This is a genomic window from Arthrobacter sp. 01T419, assembly GCF_056398865.1.
The window spans coordinates 549,858-572,405 of record NZ_JBFTQF010000001.1 but is presented as its reverse complement, the minus strand read 5'-3'; the positions used below and the strand labels follow the sequence as shown (position 1 = coordinate 572,405).

Below are 22,548 nucleotides of genomic sequence, written 5' to 3'. Positions count from 1 at the left end.
TGGGAACTGGAACTACACTCCGCTGGGGATGTCCATCCCCGCCCCGCCGCAGTTCCTCACCCGGGAGAGCAGCCCCGAAGCCTTGATACTCGCGCGCGAGTCCCTCGACTCCGGGCTGGCGTCAGCGCGACACGTTGGACACCGTGGTCTCCTGAACAAATTGCTGCATCCTGATTCACTGCCCGCTACTGAGTCGGATGCTGTGCTGCCCGGCATGGCGCGTTCCCAGACCCAGGTTCTGGCGATGATGCTCAGAACCCTGGGGTGGCCCGTTGCCTTCAGCGCTGCAACTTGGTGGGTCATGGAGGCCGTTGGCCTGCGTATCTTTGCGTTGCTCAGCTCGTTGGCCTTCCTCATCTTGGTCTCCCTGATCCTGCACGAACTAGGACACCTCGGGGTCTTCAGGCTCTTCGCACCGTCGGGGCCGGCTCTGTTCACCGCCCGTTCAGGGAGGTTCCGGCTCGTCAGGTGCGGCCTGCCGAGGCATCAGGACCTTGCCGTCACGTTTGCTGGTCCCGTCGCTCCGTTCCTCCTGCCCGGGTTGCTCTTTCCTTTCCAGGTTTGGCTGCCCCTCCTGTTTTGGACTTCAGTGGTGGTGGCTGGATCGCATCTTGCTTTGCTGCTTCGCAATGACGGCGACGGCGGGATGCTCCGCATGGCCTTGAGGCAAGATCGAAACGGACCCAACTCTCAATCGGCGCGCCCGCACCCTGACGCTCGTTGAAGTGTTCACAGCGGACTGAAACGTCCAACTGAACTAAGCCATCCTGCCCCACCTTTCCCGAGCGTGCACAGAGCTTCGTTGCTCCACGTACTGCCGCAAGATGCTCGCAATATAGGTTGACAGTCCAGCTATCGGAGGACGAAACTTGGGCCGAATGGCCCGTTCATCCTGACGGAAATGGCATGCCTGAGGAGGTCCCTGATGATCAATGCAACAATGGTCGTGGCGACAATTCCGGTCACGGATCTGGAGCGAGCGAAGGAATTCTACGGCGGCATCCTAGGGCTGACCTTCCTCTGGGAAACTCCGGTAGGCGTCCGGTACCGTTGCGGGTCCATCAGCGAGATCTCTGTCTTCAAGCGTCCGCCGACAGCTACCGAGCACACCCTGGCACACTTCGAAGTGGGCGACATCGAGGCCGTGGTCCAAGACCTGGCCGCCAAGGGCGTCGAGTTCCTCGACTATGCAGAGGGTCCCCTTGCCACGACAGGGCACATCGCCCAGCTCGGCCCCGCACGCGGCGCTTGGTTCCGCGATCCCGACGGGAACACCCTCGGCATTCGCGAGGGCTAGATCGATCCTACGAAATCCGGATACCCGCCGGGGCCGCTTCGTCATGCCCGGCGCGGAAATCTTAGCTCGCGGAATAATCAATAGGAGTTCCAAGCATTCTTCCCGTCGCTCCATGGTAAATACTAGGAGTTCCTAGTATTCTCGATTCCAAGCGTCAGCCATTTGCATCAAGGGAGCTGTTGAATGAAGATCGTCGTGCTCGTCAAACAAGTGCCGGATACGGCGGAAGAGCGGAAGCTCGAGCTCGCTACGGGCCAGCTCGACCGTGAAGCCGGCGACAACGTGATTGACGAAATCAACGAGCGCGCCCTCGAATCAGCGTTGCGGATCAAGGACGCCAACAAGGGCACTGAAGTCGTGGCAATGACCATGGGACCTGACGAGGCCGCCCAGGCCCTGCGCAAGGCCCTTTCCATGGGAGCGGACTCAGGTGTGCACATCCTGGATGATTCCCTGAACGGCGCCGATACGGGCCGCACCGCCGCGACCCTGGCAGCGGCTTTGCGGGCTACGGGTTTTGACGTGGTGCTGGCCGGCAACGAATCCACGGATGGCCGCGCCGGCGTCGTGCCCGCCATGGTGGCCGAATACCTCAGGCTGCCTCTTTTGGGATCATTGATCTCCGCAGACGTCACCGATGACGCGGTACGCGGCGTCCGCCAGGGCGAGGGCGGAACACTCAACGTCCATGCCGGGCTGCCTGCCATCCTCACGGTGACCGAACGTTTCCCGGAGGCCCGGTTTCCCAACTTCAAGGGCATTCTGACGGCCAAGCGCAAACCCGTCACCACCTTGTCGGTCGCCGGGCTCGACATTCCGGCAAGTAGGAGCCGCACCGTCGTGGTCTCCACCGCTGAACGCGCACCCCGGGCAGCAGGCCGGAAACTCATTGATGACGGGTCCGCAGCCAGCGAACTGGCTGAGTTCCTCGTTGCGAATCGCTTGGTCTGAGGGAGGAAAAGAAATGTCGAACATCTTGGCACTCATCGAAATTTCCCACCGCGGCGAGATTGCCGCGTCCGCCCAGGGACTGTTGGCTGCCGCTGCCGCGCTGGGCTCGCCGGTCGCCGTCGTGGTCTCGTCGGAGCCTCTGGCGGACGACGACGTCGCGCGCCTGGGTGAGCTGGGCGCGGCAAGGATCTACTCGGCTGTGACTGCTGCCGCGAGCACTGTCTTGGTGGCCCCTGCAGTGGATGCGCTGAGCGCGGCCGCCGAGGCCTATGAGCCGGCCGCGGTGCTCACCACGAACACGGCGGATGGCCGCGAAGCCGCCGCCCGGCTCGCTGTGCGAACGGGCGGCAGTGTGCTCGCCGACGTCGTGCAGGTGCGTAACGACAACGGAACCGTCGTTGCCCAGCATTCAGTCTTCGGCGGGGCGTACACCGTTGAGTCCACGGTGGACGGTGGGCTGCCCATCCTCACCATTCGACAGGGTGCGATCGAGGGCCAGGCTCCGGCAGCCACTGCGGACGTCAGCATTGCGTCCCTGGAAGCCACCACCGCGGCTGCCGCTGCTATTGAACGGTTCAACGACGACCCCATGGTCTCCGCCCGGCCCGAGCTTCGCAGTGCAGCCACGGTGGTCTCAGGCGGTCGGGGCCTGGGCTCGTGCGAGAATTTTGTCTTGGTTGAACAATTGGCCGACGTTCTGGGTGCGGCGATCGGTGCGTCACGTGCCGCCGTCGACGCGGGGTACATTGCCCAGACGGCCCAGGTAGGCCAGACCGGCGTCAGCGTGTCCCCGCAGCTATACATCGCATTGGGAATTTCCGGAGCCATCCAGCACCGGGCCGGCATGCAGACAGCCAAGACCATCGTGGCTATCAACAAAGACGAAGACGCCCCGATTTTCGACGTGGCCGACTTCGGAATCGTGGGCGATATTTTCACGGTGGTTCCCAAACTGATCGAGGCCGTCAAAGCCCGATCCAACTGACGGCGTAACAGGCTTTGGCCGCTTCAGCCAAAAGCCTGTTAGCTTGATGCGTCCGTGATTGCAAAGTTCTTCCGAGAGGTGTCTGAGAAGATGTCCACCCCCGCGAAAAAGTCGACAGCAGCCAAAAGCAAGTGGTCCCAACCCCTCTGGGTGGTTCCCGGTGTGCTGGTTGTACTTTTGCTCATTGTCTTGTTGGCCAAATGGTTGACCGGTCTGTCGGGTGTGCAGTCGTTCTTGCATGACTATCCGGGTGCTTCCAGCCTCCCCGAGAGTGCACCCGTAGGGTTCCCGGCTTGGCTCGGGTGGCAGCACTTCCTGAACGTCTTCTTCATGGTGCTCATCGTCCGTTCAGGTTGGCAGGTCCGCACAGCCAAGCGACCTCCGGCCCAATGGACCCGCAACAACACAGGATTCATCCGGACCAAGAATGCGCCAACCAAGATCAGCCTGGACCTCTGGTTCCACCTGACGCTGGATGCACTGTGGGTGCTGAACGGCATCGTCTTCATCATCGTGATTTTTGCCACCGGGCAATGGATGCGGATCATCCCGACGAGTTGGGACGTGTTCCCGAACGCGATTTCCGCGGCCCTCCAGTACGCGTCCCTGAACTGGCCCACCGAAGACGGCTGGGTCAATTACAACGCCCTGCAGTTATTGACCTACTTCGTCACGGTCTTCATCGCGGCCCCGTTGGCCATCATCACCGGCCTTCGCACGTCGTCGGCATGGTCGAAGAAGGCCAGCACCGTGAACAAGATCTATCCCATCGAGCTGGCCCGTGCGGTGCATTTCCCGGTGATGGTGTACTTCGTGCTCTTCACCATCGTTCACGTCACCTTGGTGCTCGCCACCGGGGCGCTGCGCAACCTGAACCACATGTACGGCAGCAGCGACGACATCAACTGGGTTGGTTTCGGCATATTCGCCGTGTCCCTCCTGGTGATTGTGGGGGCATGGTTCCTCGCGAGGCCGTTGTTCCTTCGCCCTGTCGCCTCCCTCATGGGGAAAGTCAGCAAATAAACCGCAACGGATAGCTAGAAAAAGACCGGACAACCCGGGAAAAGGAGTGCCAATGTTCGAGCTCACAGAGGACCAGCAAGCGGTGGTGGAGATGGTGCGCGACTTCGCCGCAACGGCCATTGCCCCGCACGCCGCCGAGTGGGACGAGACCAAGCACTTCCCCGTGGATGTCCTGAAGGAAGCCGGCGCGCTCGGCATGGGCGGCATCTATGTCCGGGAAGAGTTCGGCGGCTCAGGGCTCACCCGCACGGATGCTGCCCTGATCTTTGAGGAATTATCCAAGGCCGACCCCACCATCGCGGCGTACATCTCCATCCATAACATGGTGGTCTGGATGATCGACGCTTTCGGCAACGATGAGCAGCGGGCCCGGTGGGTGCCGCAGCTTGCGTCCATGGAGGCCCTGGGCAGCTATTGCCTCACCGAGCCGGGAGCGGGCTCCGACGCTGCCGCACTGAGCACCAAAGCAGTGCTCGACGGCGACAGCTACGTTCTTAACGGAACCAAACAGTTCATTTCGGGAGCCGGCGTTTCCAGCATCTATGTGGTCATGGCGCGGACTGCGGACACGGGCAGCCAGGGCATCACCGCAATCGTGGTGCCTGCGGAAGCGCCGGGCCTGTCCTTCGGCCCGAACGAAAAGAAAATGGGGTGGAATGCCCAGCCCACACGACAGGTCATCTTCGAAGATGTCCGGGTCCCCGTGGCCAACCGTCTCGGCGAGGAAGGCAGCGGGTTCGGCATCGCCATGAAGGGCCTCAACGGCGGCCGGGTCAATATGGGCGCCTGTTCCGTGGGAGGCGGCCAAGCGGCGCTGGACAAGTCCATCGCCTACCTCAAGTCCCGCTCGGCTTTTGGCGGGCCGCTCATCAACCAGCAATCCCTGCTGTTTGATATCGCCGACATGGATACGGAACTCGAAACCGCCAGGACGTTGATCCTCCGGGCGGCTGATGCCTTGGACCGCGGCGCCCCGGACACCGTGAGGTTGTGCGCGATGGCCAAGCGCGTGGCCACTGATGCCGGTTTCAACGTGGCAAACAAGGCCATCCAGCTGCATGGGGGCTACGGATACTTGTCCGAGTACGGTCTGGAGAAGATCGCCAGGGACCTGCGCGTCCACCAGATCTTGGAAGGCAGCAATGAAATCATGCGGCTGATCGTCGGGCGGCTTGCCGTGGGGGCCTAAAGCACGCCGCAAGCACGAATGGCCGGACCTCTCGGTGGGCAGTTCACGGGAGAGGTCCGGCCATTCTTTTGGTGGGATCAGAGCTTGTCGAAGTCGGCTTCGTCCACAGTGTCATCCTCCGAAGCGGTAGCGCCTGCGCCGATCGCGGCCTTCGAACTGCCGGACTTCAAGGCCGCCAGGCGAGCCTCGATTTCCGTCTGCTCACCCAGGTCCTCAAGCTGGTTGAACTGTGCGTCCAGGCTGGAAGCGGCAAGCTCCTGCTGGCCGAGTACCTTGGCCTCTTCGCGGCGGATCTTCTCCTCGAAGCGGCCAACTTCGCTGGTGGGATCCATGATGTCGATGCTCTTGAGGGCATCGTGCACCTGCGTCTGCGCTGCAACCGTCTTGGAGCGGGCAACCAGTTCATTGCGCTTGCTGGTGAGTTCGTTAAGCTTGCCCTTCATCTGGTCCAGCCCGCTCTTGAGCTTGTCCACAACCTCCGACTGGGAAGCGATATTGGGCTCGGCGGACTTCGCCTCGTTCTCGGCCGACATCTGGCGCTGGATGGCCACCTTGGCAAGGTTGTCGAACTTCACGGCGTCGGCGGCGTTTCCGGTGGCCCGGTACTCGTCCGCCTTGCGGGAGGCGGCAAGGGCTTTGTTGCCCCAGTCCTGGGCGTTCTTGACGTCCTCGTTGTAGTCGGCCTGGAGCATGCGGAGATTGCCGATGGTCTGGGCTACGGCGGACTCGGCCTCGGCGATGTTGTTCGAGTAGTCGCGGACCATCTGGTCCAGCATCTTCTGCGGGTCCTCAGCCTGGTCGAGCAAGGCATTGATATTCGCCTTGGCGAGCTGTGCGATCCGCCCGAAAATGGACTGCTTAACCATGGTGTTGCCTTTCGTCCTGCTCAGTGGTGCCCACTGAATCCAGTGATCAGTTTTTGTATCGCTCTACGCGGGGGACCGGCCCCCGCCTAGTCTTTGGGTACTAGAAGCTGCCGGAGTCGCCGCCGCCGAAGTCGCCGCCGCCGCCGTCGCCGCCGAAGAAGCCCCCGCCCCCACCGCCGTCGCCGCCGAAGAAGCCTCCGCCTCCGCCGTCGTTGTTTCCTCCGCCCCAGCCGCCGCCTCCGCCGTGCAGGATGGAGTTGATGAGGATGCCTCCGAGGATCGCTCCGCCGAGGCCGCCACCGTTGCCTCCACCACCGAACATGCCGCCACGGCCGTAGCCTTGGTTGGCGAAGCCGCCGAACTGATCGACGTCGGACTGTGCCAGTTGCCCGGCTTGTGCCGCGAGCGCCTGGGCCTGCTGGGCGTACGTCAGTGCGGTGACCGGGTCATTGCGGGAAATGGACAGGGCGTAGTCGAGATTCCGTTGGGCTTCGGCCAAGCGGGTACGCGCCTCCGTGCCCACACCGCCGCGTCGGGCCGCGATGTAGTCCGAGGTGGCGCTGATCTGCGACTGGGCAGCCATGATGGTCTGCTGGAGCGCGGCCTGTGCACGCCTTGCCTGTTCCTGCTGGTCACGGATTCCCGAGAGGGACTGGTCCAAGGCCTGGTGGGCTTTCTCCACGCGGTCCAAAGTGGCAATGGGGTCGATCTTCCCGCCCTGGATTTCAATCTTGACTTGCGCCAGTGCGGCTTCGACTCCGGCCACCGGACCAGCCAGCTCCGGGTGTTCGCCGGACTGGATCATCGCCTTGGCCTGTGCGAGGTCCTGGCTGGTCTCCACGACGGCGCCCTCCAGCGAGTTGCGGGCTTCGTCGAGGCTGCCCGCTACCTTGGAGATCGCGTCTATCAACACGTTGGTCTGGTGCAGGCCCTCTTCCGCGGCGCGGACTGCCACTGCGGCAAGGCTGCTCTCACCCGCGGCGAGTTTTTCCTGCGCCGTCGTTGTTGCGTTTTGAACGAAGGCAAGCCGGTCCTTGGCCTGGGTGATGTTGTCACTCACGTGGCCAAGTGCGCTGTCTGCGTACTTCGCGCGCAGGCCGTTGAGCGATTGCTCCGCGCTGCTGATCTTTGCCTCGGCTTCGTTGGCGCCGGCGGCAACAGTGGCCAAAGCCTGCGGCGCGTTCTTCTCAAGCTCCCGCAGGGAATCGAAATCGGCCTTCTGTTCGCGCAGCGACTGAAGGGCGGCCTCCGAGCGTCGGATGATTTCGCCGAGCCAACTGCGCTGCTGCTCTTCGGTGTCCGGGATGTGGTCATCGAGCTGTTGCTGCAGTTTGAAGGATTCGGTCATGTGGTTCTTGGCTTCCAGCAGAGCCTTGGTGAAGTTCCCGACGGCGGCATCGCCGTATTGCGCCTGGGCGAAGCCGAGCTCCTGCTCGCTGGACTTGATGGTGTCATCCGCTTCGATGAGCAGGGAGCCGGCTTTGCGCCGCAAGTCCGCGATACTCAGGGAGGCCAGGGGATCGAGCTGTTCTCCCTGCGGGCCGTAGCTGGCGCTGGATGCCTGGCTCTTCTTGCGGCGGTTACGGAAGTACAGGTATGTGCCGACACCACCGGCCGCAACCACGCCCGCGCCGATCAAAACGACTGCGCCCGAGTTGCCGCTCGGAACCGTGCCGCTGCCTCCGCTGGCGGCGTCGCCGACGGCGGCCGCCGTGTCGATGGCTGCCTGGGCGAAGTCCCGCTTGCCCGCGCCCAGGTTGGCCGCGATGGCATTGGACGAAATGGTTGACCTCTTGGGGTAGATCGCACTGGCAGAGTTAGGTGCGAAATAGTACTGACCGGCCGCGGAGATGGCCAGAATGACGTCCGACCGGCCCATGCCCTTCTTGGTGGCCACGGCCGTGGCCCAGGCTTCGGGCGATGAGGGGTTTTCAAACGAATTCACAGTGACCACGTACAAGTTGTATTTGTGGTCTTTCAGGAGCTTCTGGATGGCGTCCTGGACCTCGCCCTTGCGGTTGCCCAGAACATTCGCGTTGTCCACGATGTTCTGGCCGGACGGGATAGTCACCGGGTCGGCTGCCCAAGCTGCAGCGGCCGGAAGGGCCAGCATTCCAGCCAGGCCGATGACGGCGAGTACACGTTTCAACATTGACCGCATGTGCAACCCTTCAGCACGTCTGCGACTGGTCCGGGCCGGATCAATCGAAACAGAATGCATCAGCGCCCCCACGCATGGTTGTCAAGCCGCAGGTCGCTGTGGCAATTCCACTTGATACTATGGTGCACCTTTTGGAGCGTCCACAGCGGTAAATATGCCGCCAGCGAAACGGGGAGAGATCTGCCCTTCTCCAGCGTTGAGGGGGCTAGCCGGGCTATTCGTGGGCGGGGACAGTTCTGATGCCCGCGTTCAGCAAGCTCCCAGCGAACGTCGACTCTTGATCCAGCAAGAGCGACGATAGTTAAGGGGACGAGGAAGAAAGGAAGTCCCATGACGGAGAACCCAGCACAGGGCGCCGCGCCTGAGAACAATGGCCCCGAGAACCATGGTCCTGAGAGCAACGGCAAGGCGGAGGGGGACAAGCAAATCAATTCCCAGCCTACGGCCCCGCTGCCGGCATATCAGCCGGGTCAGGATTTCACGGCCCAGAGCAACCCGCCACAGTACGGCGCCCCCCAGCACAGCGCGGCGCCGCAGCATGCGGAACCCCAGCGCCCGGACTACCCCGCAGGCCAAGGGCACCACTATCCGCAGCACCAGCCTTTCTACGGTGGGCCGAATCCCGCTCAGCACTATCCCACCCAGCAGTTCCCTGCAGCCGGCCCGGGCCATCCGATGGGGGCGGCCCACCCGGGCGGCCCGGCGGCTGGTCCCAAACGCAAGCCCGTCTTCGGCGTCGGGACCTTGGTGGCCAGCATCCTCGCGGCAGGGCTGGTGGGCGGCGGCGTGGTGGCTGCCAGCGATCAGTTGTTCGGCAGCCGGACCCCGGTCGCGGCGAGCAGCAGCCAGACGGGAACGGTGATCGTCAACAACAAGGACGACGTCAACGCCATCACGGCAGCAGCAGCCAAGGCTTCGCCCAGCGTCGTGACCATCATGGCGTCCAGCGGCAGCCAGGGCGGCACGGGTTCGGGCATCATCCTCGATGATCAGGGACACATCTTGACCAACACCCATGTGGTGACCCTCGACGGTGCCAGCGCCAACGCCGCGATTGAAGTGCGATTGAGCGATGGACGTGTCATGAAGGCCACCGTCGTCGGTACTGACCCGCTGTCGGACCTCGCCGTCATCAAGGTGGACAACGCTTCGGGGCTGGTGCCGGCTACGCTCGGTGACTCGAGCAAGATCAACGTGGGGGACACCGCCGTCGCCATCGGTGCCCCGCTTGGCCTGCCGGGCACCGTCACGGATGGCATCGTGTCCACCCTCAACCGCACCATCAGCGTGGCGTCCTCCGCTGTTCCCAACGGTGGCTCGGACAACTCTCAAGGTGGCGGCCAAGGTGGGTTCGAGTTCGCTCCTCCCAACGGCAGCCAGAGCCAGCGCAGCGCTAGCCAAGGCACGGTGTCGCTCAACGTGATCCAGACCGACGCGGCCATCAACCCGGGCAACTCCGGTGGGGCGCTTGTCAGCACCAAGGGCGAGGTCATCGGCGTCAATGTGGCGATCGCCTCCGCTGGCGGCAGCAATTCCTCGTCTTCGTCCAGCGGCAACATCGGCGTAGGCTTCAGTATCCCCATCGATAACGCGAAACGTATTGCTAATGAAATCATCAAGTCGGGCAAGGCCACCCACGGGCAGTTCGGTGTCAGCGTGCAGCCCAAGTCGGCCACGGGAAGCGCCGACGGGTTCTCGGTGGGCGCGGAAGTGGCAAGTGTGACCCAGGGGTCCGCGGCTGCGAAGGCCGGGCTCAAGGTGGGCGACGTCGTGACCAAGTTCGCCGGCATGGATATCACTGACCCTGAACAGCTCACTGCGGCCGTCCGTGAACAGCCGGCAGGCTCAACGGTCAAGGTGACCATCCAACGCGGCGGCCAGTCCCAGGAACTCGATGTGACCCTGGACGCTGCCCCTTAACAGAAGCAGCGCCGTAACCGTAGATTCCAATCGGACAAGGACCCAGCGGTCGACGACGGCGGGCGGCACCACTGGGGTGCCGCCCGCCGTCGTCGGGCGCTGTACCGCGCCATCGCGGGGAGTGGCCCGTGAAACAGGAGTTAACGCGGGCACCCGGCGTTGCCCGACTTGTCCCGCAATATGCTTAGCTAGGACGAGCCCTTACGCTGGGCACTCTTGGCCATGCCGCCAGCTGCTGGCCATCCCCGAGTATGGAAGGCTGCCTCGAACACAGTGGGAGACACATTGAAGATTGTTGTTCTGGTCAAGCACGTCCCGGACGCGCAGTTCGACCGACACCTCACAGGCCCAGGCAACACGACGGCCCGTGACGAGAGCATCCTCTCCGAACTGGACGAGTATGCGCTTGAAGCCGCGCTGCAGCTCAGCGAGGCCCGCGGAGGTGCGAAGGCGGGCAACGAGGTCATCGCCTTGAGCATGGGTCCCGCCGGCGCCGTAAACGCCGTCAAGAAGTCCTTGCAGATCGGAGCCTCGTCGGGCGCGCATTTGAGCGATGACGCTTTGGCCGGTTCCGATGCCGCCGCTACCTCGCTGGCCCTCGCCGCGGCAATCCGGTATCTCGGGACAGACGCACCGGTGGACCTTGTCCTGACGGGTATGGCCTCGACCGACGGCGAAACGTCCTTGGTTCCCGCCCAGCTCGCCGAGCGGCTCGGGCTGCCGCAGGTCACCTTTGCTTCTTCCTTGGAAGTCAATGGCGAACGCGTCGTTGCCCGTCGCGATGGCGATGCCCACTCGGACACGGTCGAGGCAACCTTGCCGGCTTTGGTGTCCGTGACGGACCAGATCAACGAGCCCCGGTACCCCAATTTCAAGGGCATCCTTGCCGCCAAGAAGAAGAAGATCGCGGCGCTCACCCTGGCCGACATCGGCGTCGATGCGGCCCAGGTAGGCGCCGCTGGTTCGCTGACCGCCGTCGAGACCGCAGAGGCGCGTCCACCACGCACAGCGGGCACCATCATCACTGACGAAGGCGACGCCGGCATCAAGCTGGTTGAGTTCCTGGCCGCCCAGAAGCTGCTCTAAGAGGATTCCAGACACATGGCAAAAGCACTTGTATTCATTGACAACCCGGGAGCGGCGCTCAAGAAGAGCAGCCTCGAACTCCTGACGATCGCCCGTTCCCTCGGGGAAGCGGCAGTCGCCTTCAACGGCGAACTGCACGACGACGTTGCCGCCGCCTTGGGGGCGCACGGAGCCTCACTTCTCTACCGGCCATCCGCGACGGACCTGGACGACTATTTGGTTGCGCCGAAAGCCGCATACCTTGCCGCCGCGGTTGCTGCCTCCGGGGCCGAAACTGTCCTGCTGGAGAACACGGCGGATGGCAAGGAAATCGCAGCCCGCCTTGGCGTGAAGCTCAACGCCGGCGTCATCACCGATGTTGTGGGGGTCGACGCCGATGGCACGGCCCACAAGTCGGTCCTGGCTGGCTCCTACACCACCACGGCGAAGGCGCGCACCGCCGTCGCCGTGCTCACGGTCAAGCCGAACAGCGTTGACGTCGAGGCCGCGGCTGCGGCAAGCACGCCTGAAACCGTGACCATTGACGTCCCGGCGGATGCCACGGCTGCCGCCGCACGGATTACCGGGCGCGCCGAAAAGCCGGCCAGCGGCCGTCCCGAGCTGACTGAAGCCCGGATCGTCGTTGCCGGCGGACGCGGCGTCGACGGCGACTTTGGCCCCTTGGAAGAACTGGCCGATGCCCTGGGCGCGGCGGTCGGCGCATCCCGTGCCGCCACGGATGCAGGGTGGATCGGCCATGACTACCAGGTGGGTCAGACGGGCAAGACCGTTTCCCCGCAGCTCTACATCTCGGCGGGCATCTCCGGGGCCATCCAACAGAAGGCCGGCATGCAGACCTCCAAGGTCATCGTCGCGATTAACAAGGACGCAGAATCGCCGATCTTCGAAATTGCCGATTTCGGCATCATCGGTGACCTCTTCAAGGTTGTTCCGCAGGCCACCGAAGAGATCAAGAAGCGGAAAGGCTGATCCCTTTGTCACCTGACGCTACGTCGGCAAAGAGCCCGTTCAACGCCTCCACGGAGTCTGTTGAGCGGGTGCTTTGTTTTACTGCCCACCCGGACGATATTGACTTCGGCGCAGCCGGCACCATCGCGGCCTGGACCGCCGCCGGGGTCGAGGTCAGTTACTGCATCATGACCGACGGCGATGCCGGAGGCTTCGATCCTGCCCACCGCGAAGAGATCATTGCCATGCGCGCAGAGGAGCAAAGACAAGCCGCGGCCCTCGTCGGCGTGACGGACCTGCACTACCTCCATGAGCGTGATGGCTACCTGGAACCGACGCATGAAGTCATCAGGCAAGTAGTGAAGCTGATCCGCGAAATCCGTCCCGACGTGGTCCTGGCCATGCACCCGGAACGCAACTGGGACCGGATTCAGAAAAGCCACCCGGATCACCTTGCCGTCGGGGAGATCGTGACCCGCGCCGTGTACCCCGCGCTTGAGAACCCCTTCGCCTACCCTGAACTGGCGGAAGCCGGTCTCGAGGCCTTCAAACTGCCATGGCTGTGGCTCTTCGCCGGTCCCGAAGCCCGTGAGAACTATTTCGTGGACGTCACAGGGCACATTGACGCCAAGCTCGCCGCGATCCGGATCCATGCGAGCCAGCATCCCGATCTTGAGGGCATGGAACGCGCTGTCCGGGGCATGCTGCAGCGGAATGCCTCGCGCGCCGGCCTGCCTGCCGGGCACGGTGCCGAGGCGTTCCACGTGGTGGAAGTCAACGGTTCAGGAACGATCGCCGGATTCTGAAATTGCCGAAATGTAACCTGTGTCATATGCTGTTCTCGTTTAAATCATATTTAATTGAGGAAGGCAGACTTTGATGGCGAAGACTGCACAGCAACCGGTACTGGTGATCATGGGCGTCTCCGGTTCCGGCAAATCGACAGTGGCAGGCGTATTGGCCGGCCGGCTGGGTTGGGACCTCGCCGAAGGCGACGACCTGCACCCCGAAGCGAACGTGGCAAAGATGCAGGCAGGGCACGCACTCAGCGATGAGGACCGTTGGCCGTGGCTGGACATCATTGCCCATTGGATCAAGGAGCGCACGGCGGCTGGAAAGCCGGGCATCATCACGTGCTCGGCCTTGAAGAAGCGCTACCGTGACGTCCTGCGCGGCGAGGGTGTGGTGTTCGTCTTCCTCCAGGGAAGCAAGGACAAGATTTCCGACCGCCTGGCCTCGCGCCACGGACACTTCATGCCTCCCTCGCTACTGGAATCCCAGTTCGATGCATTGGAAGAGCCCACGGAGGATGAGAACCACATCTCGCTGTGCGTATCCGCTTCTCCATCTGAAGAGGCGGACGAAATCATCGAACGGCTGGGCCTCGAGGCACAGCAAGCAAACTCGGTAGGTGGCGCAGCGTGAACTGGACCGGGCACGATACCCAGCTCCTCGTAGTCGCGGCCATCGGCATTGCGCTGATTGTCCTGCTGATCGCGAAATTCAAGGTCCACCCCTTCCTTTCCCTCGTGCTCGGCTCGGCGTTCGTCGGCCTTGCCTCGGGTGTGGGGCTCGACAAAGTCATCAGCAACTTCGAAGACGGCGTGGGCGGTGTCCTCAAGGAAGTCGGCATTCTGATCGCCCTCGGCGCCATGCTGGGCAAGCTCCTGGCGGACTCCGGCGGTGCCAACAGGGTAGTGGACACGCTGCTGGAGAAGGCCAAGGGCAATAGGGTCGTCTGGATGATGACCTTGGTGGCGGTCATCATCGGCTTGCCGATGTTCTTCGAGATCGGCCTTGTCCTCCTCCTGCCGGTGATCGTCCTGGTCACCCAGCGCTCCAAGATGAAGCTCATGCGCATCGCCATCCCTGCGCTCGCCGGCCTGTCCGTGCTGCACGGCCTCGTGCCGCCGCACCCGGGACCCCTCATCGCCATCAGCGCGGTGAAGGCCGAACTGGGAACCACGTTGGCACTGGGACTCCTGGTCGCCATCCCGACGGTGATCATTTGCGGTCCGCTGTTCTCCAACTTGGCCGCACGCTGGGTTCCCGTTGACGCACCCGCCGTAGCCGGCGGCGTCGACACTACACACGCCGTCGACCTCAGTGAAGTCAAGCGCCAGCCCAGCTTCATCGTCACGCTGCTGACTATCATCTTCCCGGTGGTACTCATGCTCCTGAAGGCCGTGGCGGACATCGTCTGGCCCGATGCCGCACATGCGCCCATGATCCGCGCCGTTCTGGACTTCATTGGCCAGCCGCTCGTGGCCATGACCCTGGCCGTGCTCGCCGCGATGGTGACGTTCGGCTACGCCGTGGGCTTCACCGGCAGCAAGATCACGTCCAAGTTGAGCGCCAGCCTCGGTCCGATCGCCGCCATCCTGCTGATCGTCGGCGCAGGTGGTGGCTTCAAGCAGACCCTGATCGGTGCCGGCGTGGGCGACGCCGTGAAGAAATGGGCAGAGGGCGCCAACATGTCTGTCCTGGTCCTTGGCTTCATCGTGGCGGTTGCGCTGCGCCTGGCGACGGGCTCGGCAACAGTTGCTACTGTGACGGCAGCCGGCATTGTGGCTCCGCTGGCCAGCAGCCTGAGTCCGACGCACGCCGCGCTCCTCGCCTTGGCGATCGGCGCCGGTTCGCTCTTCCTGTCCCACGTCAACGACGCTGGCTTCTGGCTGGTGAAGGAGCTTTTCGGCCTGACGGTCGGGCAGACGTTCAAGACATGGTCCGTGATGGAGACGCTGATTTCGCTGGTCGGCTTCGCCTTCATCATGGTGCTCTCGCTGATCATTTAGCCGGACTGCCAAGCAGCCAGTACGACGGCGGCCTGCCTCCCCAGTTGACACAGGGGAGACGGGCCGCCGTCGCTCTTTTCAGAAAGGAATTCCCTAACTGAGTTTTTCCGCTGCGTAGACCTTGATACCTTCCAGCAGGTAGGGCGCCAACCCGACACGGACCTTGTCGTAGTTCGCGGTGAACCGGGGATCGTCCACATACATCTGGCCTAAGCCCACATACGATTCGGGGTTCGGTGTCCAACTCGCGCAAATCCACTTGTAGTGCCGGTCCACGGCGGCTTGGACGTCGGGGTGGTCCGCTGGAAGGGCGGCGTCGAAGCAACGGGCGAGATCCCGGTTCAGGGCCGCATACTCTTCCATGAAGGCCTGCTTTTGGGCCGGTGTCATGGCCGAGTGACGGGCGTTGCTCTCGTCGACAGCCCGATCGCCCCAGCGCTCGCGCGCCTCCGCTTCGTAGGGGTTGTTGTCAAAATCCTTGAAGATATTCTCCGCGGTCATGGTTTCTCCTTGACGTAGTGCTGCGATAGTGGCGTCGACCGTCCGTGACATCCGGTCCAGGCGGTCGCGCTCGGCCAGCAGCCAGTTCCTGTGCACTGCAAGTGCCTCCGCAGGATCGGCCTGGCCATCCAGAACTTCGCCGATGGTCTCGAGCCCAAGGCCAAGTTCACGAAGCAGGAGGATGCGCTGCAGGCGCAACAGCTCAGGCTGACCGTAGTAGCGGTAGCCGTTGTGCCCGGTATGCGCGGGCTCCAACAGTCCGAGTTGGTCGTAGTGCCGCAAAGTCCGTGAGGAGACCTTGCTGGCTTTCGCCACTTCGGAAATGGTCCAGGCACCGGCTTTTTCCTGCTTCATGCATCCAGCGTAGAAGTTGACGCTACGTCAAGGTCAAGTCCTGTTGCTGTTGAACTGGTCGCCGTACACCTCTGTCATTGCGCGGCCCCGGCTATGACGTGAGAGGGGCTGCTGCAACGGTGGGGAGTGTCGGTTTCTTGGAGCCGCCCGCGGGTTCCACGGTGATACCAATGGCCGTCGCACTGGAAATGCCCGAGACCACTGCCGGATGACTCAGGGCTTCAGCATCCATGAGTCCCTGGGACACGGGGTCGGAGCCGTCTTTCGGAATAAGCCACATCTGATAGACCTTGCCCGCGGGGGGAGCAGGAACTCCGTTCATGCGGACCACTACCGCATTCTTCGAGCTGGAAATAGACACAGTGGCAGTGCCGCCACCATTGACATTGACGGTGGCTTGCCGGACATCGCTGGCCTGAAGGACCTGGTTCACGGGATCGTTCTGACCGGCCACGTAGACGCCCACGCCCACCCCGCCAAGGGCAATCACCGCGGCCGCCGCGGCGGCCGCCACCCAACCACGGACGCCGCCGAAGCGTCGCCGATCCCGTCGGTCCCGGGCCGTTGCGAGGTCCACGAGGCCCGGAGACGGTTCTGTCGCTGCGTGCGTTGGTGCGCTAACTGAAGCTTCTGCAATCGAGGAAGAGGCGGGTGCCACACGTGCTTGGTCCGGGAGTTGCAGCAGAATGTCCTGCAACAGCCCGGCCCGGGGTTCGGCCTCGTCCGTGAAGGCGGTGGCGAGCGTCTCCCGCGTCTGCCTGACCCGGTCAAGGAACGCCGAGCGTTCGGGCGCGGTGGCGATGAAGTGATCGATTTCTGCGCGCTCGGCATCGCTCAGCGCGTCAAGGGCATAGATCTCGGCAAGCTCCAAGACCCTTCCTTCGGCAAGATCGCTGGCTATGTCGGTGGCGAACATCCTGCGGAGGTAACCGTCCTTAGCGATTTTCTGCTTGTTGTCGTCGTGGTCGGTCATATCAGCTCACCGCCAGGCAAGTCTTGAGTCGGAGGAGTCCATCGCGGATGCGGGATTTGATGGTGGGAATCGCGGCGCCGAGTTGCTCGGCAACTTCCTTGTAGGTGAGCCCGCCGTAGTACGCGAGCCGCACGGATTCCAATTGCGTTTCCGTGAGAGTACCAAGGCACCGGGTAACGGCCTCGGCCTCAAGCCTGCTGCTGGCTTCCTCTTCCACGGAATCGTGGTCAAGGTGCTGGCTCGCGGCACCGTACTTCGCTTCGCGGTCCGTGGCCGACTGGGCCGAACGGACGCGGTCGATCGCACGCCTGTGCGTGATGGTCATGAGCCATGCGAGGGGACTGCCCGCGTCGGGATCGAATGTGGCCGCATTCTGCCAGACCTGGATGAACACTTCCTGCGTGGTGTCTTCGCTCAGGCCTGGGTCCACCAGTACGCGCTTGGCCATGCCGAATACCCTCCGCGCCGTCAGCCGGTAGAACTCGCTGAAGGCTGCCCGGTCGCCGTCGGCCATTAGCCCCAGCAATTCCGCGAGCTGCGCATTGGAACCGGCGATGAGGCCGGGGGCCTCCGGGCCGCTCGCATTCGGTGTATCCATCACCGTCCAGCATAGTTTGCTGATGACCCCGGCAGCACCAGAGGCACTGCGAGTTTTGAGAGTAGTCACGTGCGCCCCCTTCCACAGTCAGCCGCAATCCAGGCACTTTGCTTCAAAGGCCAAATGTATGCGCAGGATGTTTATGCCTGCACTGAGTATTCGGTGCAGCGGGTGGCTTGGATGGGAGGCGCAGCCGCGACCCTGCGGATTGTTCGAGCTGCTAAAGCAAGCTACTAGAGCCGCGCCCCGGCAAAGCCGTGTTGACGCCAAGCTTCATACACAGCGATGGAGGCGGCGTTGGCCAGGTTCAAAGAGCGGAGCGACGGCAGCATCGGGAGCCGGACGCGGGCGGTGACATGCGGGTCCTGCTTCAGCCAGTCTGGAAGGCCGACGGATTCCGGACCGAAGAGCAGCACATCACCTTCCTGGTAAGCGATGTCCGTATAGGAGGATTCGCCGTCGGACGTGAAAGCGAAGACGCGCTCGGGCTGCAAAGCCGCCCAAGCTGCCTCGATGTCCTTGTGCACAGTGACAACCGCGAGGTCGTGGTAGTCGAGCCCCGCCCGGCGTAGCTTCGCGTCGGAGAAGTCGAAGCCCAGCGGCTCCACCAGGTGGAGCTCCGCGCCGGTGATGGCGGCGAGCCGGATGGCGTTTCCCGTGTTGCCCGGGATTTCAGGAGTATGGAAGAGGATGCGGAACACGTACCAATCCTAGCCAGCGGAAGTGCCGGCTTGGGCCGAGAGCTCAGTGCATGCCCCGCAACAGCCGTGCGAGCACCGGGACAACCACTGTGTTGGGCACAGGGCCGGAGCTCAGGAATTGTTTCAGGCCGCGGGCCAGTCCGGAAGCGTTGACGATCTGCACCGACCCAAAGTCTCCGTCTGTCCGCCTGTAGTGGTCGATGACGGGCTCGTGCGGGTTGCCGTCAGGGCTGTGGACTACCACCCAGCCCGTCACATTCAGCTCCGGGAAGATCTCCTGCATGTGGCGGACGATCAGCTCGAGCTGCGGCGGTGGCACTGAACGCCCGCCGTGCTTGAGCGCTATCCCGTCCCAGGCATACGCGCCCTTGGGCAGCAGCATGGAACCGATCAACGCCAGACGGTAACCGGAAAGCAGGGCGTGATCGATATGGTTGTTGTCCGAAGGGGAGAGGAGCCCATTGATAAGCCGGGCTGCGGGAATGACAGGCAGGATTTGGCGGCTGATGAGCTGGACTGTCCGCATTTCGCGCTGAATGCGGGCTTCGGCGCCGAAGATTCCACGCTTCCGGGGCATCCCGTGGATCTGCAGGGCGGCCTCGCCCTTGGAAAGCAGGGGCACCTCGTGGGGATCATCGAAGGAGGGGACATAGACGGGCGCGTCGCCTGCTGTGTTGCGCGGGGCATTCGGCCGGTGGACCCCGGTAGTGGTGCGGGTTTCCGCTCCAGGCGCTCCGGCCCAACCGTAGTTCGGCCCCTGGCCTGCATGCGGGCCTACCCTTCCGGAGGTACCACTGGCATAACGGCGGTCGTACTCCGCGCGTCGTTTGGGATCAATCAGGGTCTCGTACGCAAGCGTGACCTGTCGAAAGACCTCAGGATCCCCGCCATGGTCCGGGTGGGCGTTCCTCGCGGCCTTTCGGTAGGCCACTTTGATCTCCTTGTCCGTCGCGGTGACGGGGACCCGAAGGATCTGATAGTGGGAACTGCTGCCCTGAGCCAACCACGGGCCTTTCTCTGGGATTCTGAAGATTCCTGCCGCCCCGGTGCGGGAGCGGCGATCTTGGCAAGTCTAGCCAGCCCACCATGAGAACGACGGCGGCCTGGGCTTTAGTTCCCCGGGTCCCGCCCGTTCCGGTGGCATGATTCATGCTGTGAACTCCCCGGCCAGCCGCAATCCCCTCGACCTACCAAACGCCGGCTCCGATGGGCTGAACGGGTCGCCGCGCCGAAGGGTTGTCCTGGCTGTCAACCCGGCCGCCGCATTTGGCCGGCACGTCCTTGCCGGGGACGAAGCCGCCCGCTGTCTCCGCGCCGCCGGCCTCGACGTCGTCGTACTTCGGCGCAACAGCATGGACGCACTGGGGGAAGCGGTGGACGAAGCTCTTCAGGCGGGCACCGAAGCCTTGGTGGTGGTGGGCGGCGACGGCATGGTCCATTTGGGCGTCAACTCGCTTGCCGGGACCGGGCTGCCGCTCGGGATCGTTCCCGTGGGCACCGGAAACGACGTAGCCCGAATGCTCGGGCTGCCTTTGCAGGATGTTGCGGCGTCGTGCGCCCGCGTGATCTCCGCGCTCGACGGCGGTGGCCGGGTGCTCGACGCGGGCCGCATCACCGCGGTCGGACGGACCACGTGGTTTGCCGGCGCTGTGTCCGCGGGATTCGACGCCGCCGTCAACGAACGGGCCAACTCCTGGCGGTGGCCGCGCGGCGCGTTTCGCTACACGCTGGCGATGCTCCGGGAGTTGGGTTCGTTCCGTGCCATCACCTACACCGTGACAGCCGACGGCGCGAGCTCGCGGGTGGGGGCCGTGCTGATTTCGGTAGCCAACGGCCAGTCGATTGGCGGCGGAATGCGCATCGTCCCGGATGCCGCGCCCGACGACGGGTTGCTGGATCTGTTCATCGTCAAGCCTTTGTCCCGGCTAGCCTTCCTTGCGGTCTTCCCGAAGGTCTTCTCCGGACGGCACACCACGCATCCGGCTGTGGAAATCCGCAGGGTCCGCTCGGTGCGGCTGACCGCCGACAACGTGGTGGCCTACGCCGACGGAGAGCGGATCGGTTTCCTTCCCTTGGACATCGACGTGGTTCCGGGGGCCCTGCGGGTGTTGGCGTGACCGAAGAGGCGAGCCGCGAAACCCGGACCGCGAACCGCAGGCCGCGAACCGCAGGCCGCGAAACCCGGGCCGCTAGACTCGGATTGGCCGCGACCGACACAGGAACCGACGGGGGCTACGGTTTGAAAAACTTCGTACGGACGGCAGCCCGGGGCTGGCTTGGCGTGGAGGCTCCGGGGTGGGCATTGCCAGGTTGGGCTTTGCCCGCCGGGGCGGTGCTACTTGCCGCACTTTTGTGTTCCTGCAGCGTCAACGTTCCAGACCCGGCCGCCCGGCAGCCGGAATCGAGTAAACCCCTCCTGGCCACGCCCACCATTACCCCCGGACACGATGCCAAGGCAGTGGCTGCAAAAGACATGCCGCTGCAGGCGGGCGGTACGTTGGCGGCGGGCGTGCCGGTGGGGATTTCGGACGGTCTTCGGGATGTTCCAGGCTGGCACATTGTCAGGGACAACGCCCAAGGCGAAAGCCGCTTTGACCGCAAAGACGGTTGCGTCGTGTCCACACGCGTCAGTGTGGATCAGGGCCCCTTGGCGGTCCCGGGAGATGACAAAGCCTCAACGGAAGCGTTGTTCACCTACCTGGATCCCGCCATCCTGCCCAGCTATCTGCGGACCGAGAGCCTCGGCTGGGGCAGCGAAAACGATAAGCCGGCGTCGAACGTTGAAGTCATGGCCTTCAACCCGCAACCGGGAACCGGAGGCAAGGCCACCAGTATCCTTGCCCGTTTGTTCGGAACGGCCGGATCGTCGGTCTATATTTCGTTCAGTTGCCCCTCCGCGGAGGCCCTCAGTACCGCAAAGGCCGACGTCGCCGCGCATCTGCCGCTCGTGCCGCCGTCGAACTGATCATCAGCGATGCGAGGCCACGGCCAGGCGGTTGAGCGCGAGTGCGCCCACCAGGAGCCCGAAGTCTCGGAGGGCGACGTCGAAGAAGTTGCCGAGCACCAGCAGGTTCACGATGATTCCCAGGAGCCACACGGCCACGAGGAGCGAGCCGAAGCGCGGGCGCACCGCCACGGCAATGCCGGCCACAATCTCCACGACGCCCACGATGTAAATGAACGTCTGGGCGGGGATCGGTACCACCGAGGTAGCTATGGGAGCCAGGTAGATCGTCCAGTGAGTGAGCAGGTTGCTGAACTTGTCCAGGCCGAAAATGATCGGCGCCACCGTGAACACGGTCCGGAGGAGCAGGAATGCCTGCCGCTGGGGATCGAGGGCGGTGAGCGACCCGGTTTTCACTTGAGCCGAGGATGGTGCAGTCTTCATGATGCCTTCATTCTAAAAGTGGATAGTTTGATTTTAGAAAGTTCGGAGGGATTAAGCAATGAGTGTTGTTTTTAGAGTTAAGCTGGATGCATGACCGGACTTCCCTGGCTGCGTCGACTTTCCGCCCTCGCATCCCTCGACGACGGCAATCGCCGCCGCTTGTACGAACACGTCTGCGGCGCCACCCACGCGGTGAGTCGCGACGACGCCGCGATGGCCCTGGGACTTCCCCGCAGCACCGCCTCCTTCCACCTGGACCGGTTGGTCCGGGACGGGCTCCTGAACGTTGAATTCCGCAAGCTCGGTGGCAAAGTTGGTCCCGGTTCCGGGCGCCCCGCAAAGCTCTACGCGCCAGTCATTGAAGAGGTTGGCGCCTCGGTCCCGGAGCGCCACTATGACCTCGCGGGAGAAGTGATGGCCTCGGCCATCCAAAACCTGATGGCGGAGGGAGGTTCCCCCCGTGAAGCACTCCTGGAAACCGCTTATGCGCGTGGCCGCGAGGCCGGAAGCGCGGAGCCGCAATTCCTGGACGTTCTCGCGAGCTACGGTTACCGTCCGGAGGCTGACGAGGACGGCGGGTACTCCTTGGTCAATTGCCCGTTCCACCGTCTGGCCGAAGGTCACACAAACGTCGTTTGTGCCATGAACGGCGCCTTCCTCAGCGGAGCGGCCGCCGCGTGTGGAATCGCGGAGGACCGGATCGCCGATGACAACCGCGAAGGCCATTGCTGCGCCAGGATCCGCCCGGCGGGTTGAGGAAGCGGATCGAGCAGGCGTCCGGCCCCGCAGACGCCTGAATCCCGGTCCGTCGA

Annotated in this window: 23 protein-coding genes; 15 read left to right on the top strand and 8 right to left on the bottom strand. The window is 63.6% G+C overall.

Going from position 1 to position 22,548, the window contains the following annotated elements; translation table 11 throughout:
* The first annotated feature begins 28 nt into the window (after window positions 1-28).
* From AC1DLO_RS02685 to AC1DLO_RS02660, 6 genes are all read left to right on the top strand, one after another.
* Complete coding sequence (locus AC1DLO_RS02685) at window positions 29-724, top strand: hypothetical protein (RefSeq protein ID WP_476888706.1); 696 nt, start codon at window positions 29-31, stop codon at window positions 722-724.
* 201 nt (window positions 725-925) lie between these two features.
* The gene (locus tag AC1DLO_RS02680) at window positions 926-1,297 is read left to right on the top strand and encodes a VOC family protein (RefSeq protein ID WP_221451240.1); all 372 of its coding nucleotides are present in this window, start codon (window positions 926-928) and stop codon (window positions 1,295-1,297) included.
* A 183-nt stretch (window positions 1,298-1,480) separates the two neighbouring features.
* Complete coding sequence (locus AC1DLO_RS02675) at window positions 1,481-2,248, top strand: electron transfer flavoprotein subunit beta/FixA family protein (RefSeq protein ID WP_476888705.1); 768 nt, start codon at window positions 1,481-1,483, stop codon at window positions 2,246-2,248.
* Window positions 2,249-2,261: 13 nt separating this feature from the next.
* Window positions 2,262-3,233, top strand: coding sequence for an electron transfer flavoprotein subunit alpha/FixB family protein (locus AC1DLO_RS02670; protein WP_476888704.1), 972 nt, complete (start codon window positions 2,262-2,264; stop codon window positions 3,231-3,233).
* A gap of 90 nt (window positions 3,234-3,323) precedes the next feature.
* A complete protein-coding gene (locus tag AC1DLO_RS02665; RefSeq protein WP_476888703.1) occupies window positions 3,324-4,256 on the top strand; it encodes a cytochrome b/b6 domain-containing protein in 933 nt (310 codons plus the stop codon).
* Between the two features lie 52 nt (window positions 4,257-4,308).
* Window positions 4,309-5,445: an acyl-CoA dehydrogenase family protein gene (locus AC1DLO_RS02660; RefSeq protein ID WP_476888702.1), complete on the top strand. Its 1,137-nt coding sequence runs from the start codon at window positions 4,309-4,311 to the stop codon at window positions 5,443-5,445.
* A 77-nt stretch (window positions 5,446-5,522) separates the two neighbouring features.
* Here the strand turns inward: AC1DLO_RS02660 and AC1DLO_RS02655 are convergent, their stop codons facing one another.
* Window positions 5,523-6,311, bottom strand: a complete 789-nt coding sequence (locus AC1DLO_RS02655) for a PspA/IM30 family protein (RefSeq protein WP_184736912.1) — start codon at window positions 6,309-6,311, stop codon at window positions 5,523-5,525.
* A 100-nt stretch (window positions 6,312-6,411) separates the two neighbouring features.
* Entirely contained in the window at window positions 6,412-8,472 is a 2,061-nt protein-coding gene (locus AC1DLO_RS02650) for a TPM domain-containing protein (RefSeq protein WP_476888701.1), read from the bottom strand.
* A gap of 330 nt (window positions 8,473-8,802) precedes the next feature.
* Between AC1DLO_RS02650 and AC1DLO_RS02645 the strand changes: the two genes are divergently transcribed.
* The 6 genes from AC1DLO_RS02645 (at window position 8,803) to AC1DLO_RS02620 (ending at window position 15,221) form a co-directional block, all read left to right on the top strand.
* Window positions 8,803-10,392 (top strand): S1C family serine protease, encoded by a 1,590-nt coding sequence (locus tag AC1DLO_RS02645; protein ID WP_476888700.1) that lies wholly within the window; start codon window positions 8,803-8,805, stop codon window positions 10,390-10,392.
* 285 nt (window positions 10,393-10,677) lie between these two features.
* Window positions 10,678-11,478, top strand: a complete 801-nt coding sequence (locus AC1DLO_RS02640) for an electron transfer flavoprotein subunit beta/FixA family protein (protein WP_476888699.1) — start codon at window positions 10,678-10,680, stop codon at window positions 11,476-11,478.
* Window positions 11,479-11,493: 15 nt separating this feature from the next.
* Window positions 11,494-12,447 (top strand): electron transfer flavoprotein subunit alpha/FixB family protein, encoded by a 954-nt coding sequence (locus AC1DLO_RS02635; RefSeq protein ID WP_476888698.1) that lies wholly within the window; start codon window positions 11,494-11,496, stop codon window positions 12,445-12,447.
* A gap of 5 nt (window positions 12,448-12,452) precedes the next feature.
* Window positions 12,453-13,232, top strand: coding sequence for a PIG-L deacetylase family protein (locus AC1DLO_RS02630; RefSeq protein WP_184736922.1), 780 nt, complete (start codon window positions 12,453-12,455; stop codon window positions 13,230-13,232).
* A gap of 73 nt (window positions 13,233-13,305) precedes the next feature.
* On the top strand, window positions 13,306-13,851 hold the full coding sequence (locus AC1DLO_RS02625) for a gluconokinase (protein ID WP_184736923.1): 546 nt from the start codon (window positions 13,306-13,308) through the stop codon (window positions 13,849-13,851).
* The gene (locus tag AC1DLO_RS02620; protein ID WP_476888697.1) at window positions 13,848-15,221 is read left to right on the top strand and encodes a GntT/GntP/DsdX family permease; all 1,374 of its coding nucleotides are present in this window, start codon (window positions 13,848-13,850) and stop codon (window positions 15,219-15,221) included. The genes AC1DLO_RS02625 and AC1DLO_RS02620 overlap by 4 nt, the downstream gene beginning before the upstream one ends.
* A gap of 93 nt (window positions 15,222-15,314) precedes the next feature.
* On the opposite strand, the gene AC1DLO_RS02615 is transcribed toward AC1DLO_RS02620, so the two are convergent.
* The 5 genes from AC1DLO_RS02615 to AC1DLO_RS02595 all read right to left on the bottom strand — a co-directional run bounded on the left by AC1DLO_RS02615 (window position 15,315) and on the right by AC1DLO_RS02595 (window position 19,351).
* On the bottom strand, window positions 15,315-16,076 hold the full coding sequence (locus AC1DLO_RS02615) for a MerR family transcriptional regulator (RefSeq protein ID WP_476888696.1): 762 nt from the start codon (window positions 16,074-16,076) through the stop codon (window positions 15,315-15,317).
* Window positions 16,077-16,167: 91 nt separating this feature from the next.
* Complete coding sequence (locus AC1DLO_RS02610; RefSeq protein WP_476888695.1) at window positions 16,168-17,049, bottom strand: anti-sigma factor; 882 nt, start codon at window positions 17,047-17,049, stop codon at window positions 16,168-16,170.
* A 1-nt stretch (window position 17,050) separates the two neighbouring features.
* The gene (gene sigK, locus AC1DLO_RS02605; protein WP_476888770.1) at window positions 17,051-17,647 is read right to left on the bottom strand and encodes an ECF RNA polymerase sigma factor SigK; all 597 of its coding nucleotides are present in this window, start codon (window positions 17,645-17,647) and stop codon (window positions 17,051-17,053) included.
* Between the two features lie 233 nt (window positions 17,648-17,880).
* The gene (locus AC1DLO_RS02600; RefSeq protein WP_184736927.1) at window positions 17,881-18,348 is read right to left on the bottom strand and encodes a tRNA (cytidine(34)-2'-O)-methyltransferase; all 468 of its coding nucleotides are present in this window, start codon (window positions 18,346-18,348) and stop codon (window positions 17,881-17,883) included.
* Window positions 18,349-18,391: 43 nt separating this feature from the next.
* Complete coding sequence (locus AC1DLO_RS02595; RefSeq protein WP_476888694.1) at window positions 18,392-19,351, bottom strand: J domain-containing protein; 960 nt, start codon at window positions 19,349-19,351, stop codon at window positions 18,392-18,394.
* 151 nt (window positions 19,352-19,502) lie between these two features.
* Between AC1DLO_RS02595 and AC1DLO_RS02590 the strand changes: the two genes are divergently transcribed.
* Entirely contained in the window at window positions 19,503-20,465 is a 963-nt protein-coding gene (locus AC1DLO_RS02590) for a diacylglycerol/lipid kinase family protein (protein WP_476888693.1), read from the top strand.
* Complete coding sequence (locus tag AC1DLO_RS02585) at window positions 20,462-21,313, top strand: hypothetical protein (protein WP_476888692.1); 852 nt, start codon at window positions 20,462-20,464, stop codon at window positions 21,311-21,313. The genes AC1DLO_RS02590 and AC1DLO_RS02585 overlap by 4 nt, the downstream gene beginning before the upstream one ends.
* 3 nt (window positions 21,314-21,316) lie before the next feature.
* Here AC1DLO_RS02585 and AC1DLO_RS02580 read toward each other — a convergent pair whose 3' ends face one another.
* On the bottom strand, window positions 21,317-21,736 hold the full coding sequence (locus tag AC1DLO_RS02580; protein WP_476888691.1) for a hypothetical protein: 420 nt from the start codon (window positions 21,734-21,736) through the stop codon (window positions 21,317-21,319).
* Window positions 21,737-21,826: 90 nt separating this feature from the next.
* On the opposite strand from AC1DLO_RS02580, the gene AC1DLO_RS02575 reads away from it, so the two are divergent.
* The gene (locus AC1DLO_RS02575) at window positions 21,827-22,492 is read left to right on the top strand and encodes a helix-turn-helix transcriptional regulator (protein ID WP_476888690.1); all 666 of its coding nucleotides are present in this window, start codon (window positions 21,827-21,829) and stop codon (window positions 22,490-22,492) included.
* The last annotated feature ends 56 nt before the right edge of the window (window positions 22,493-22,548 follow it).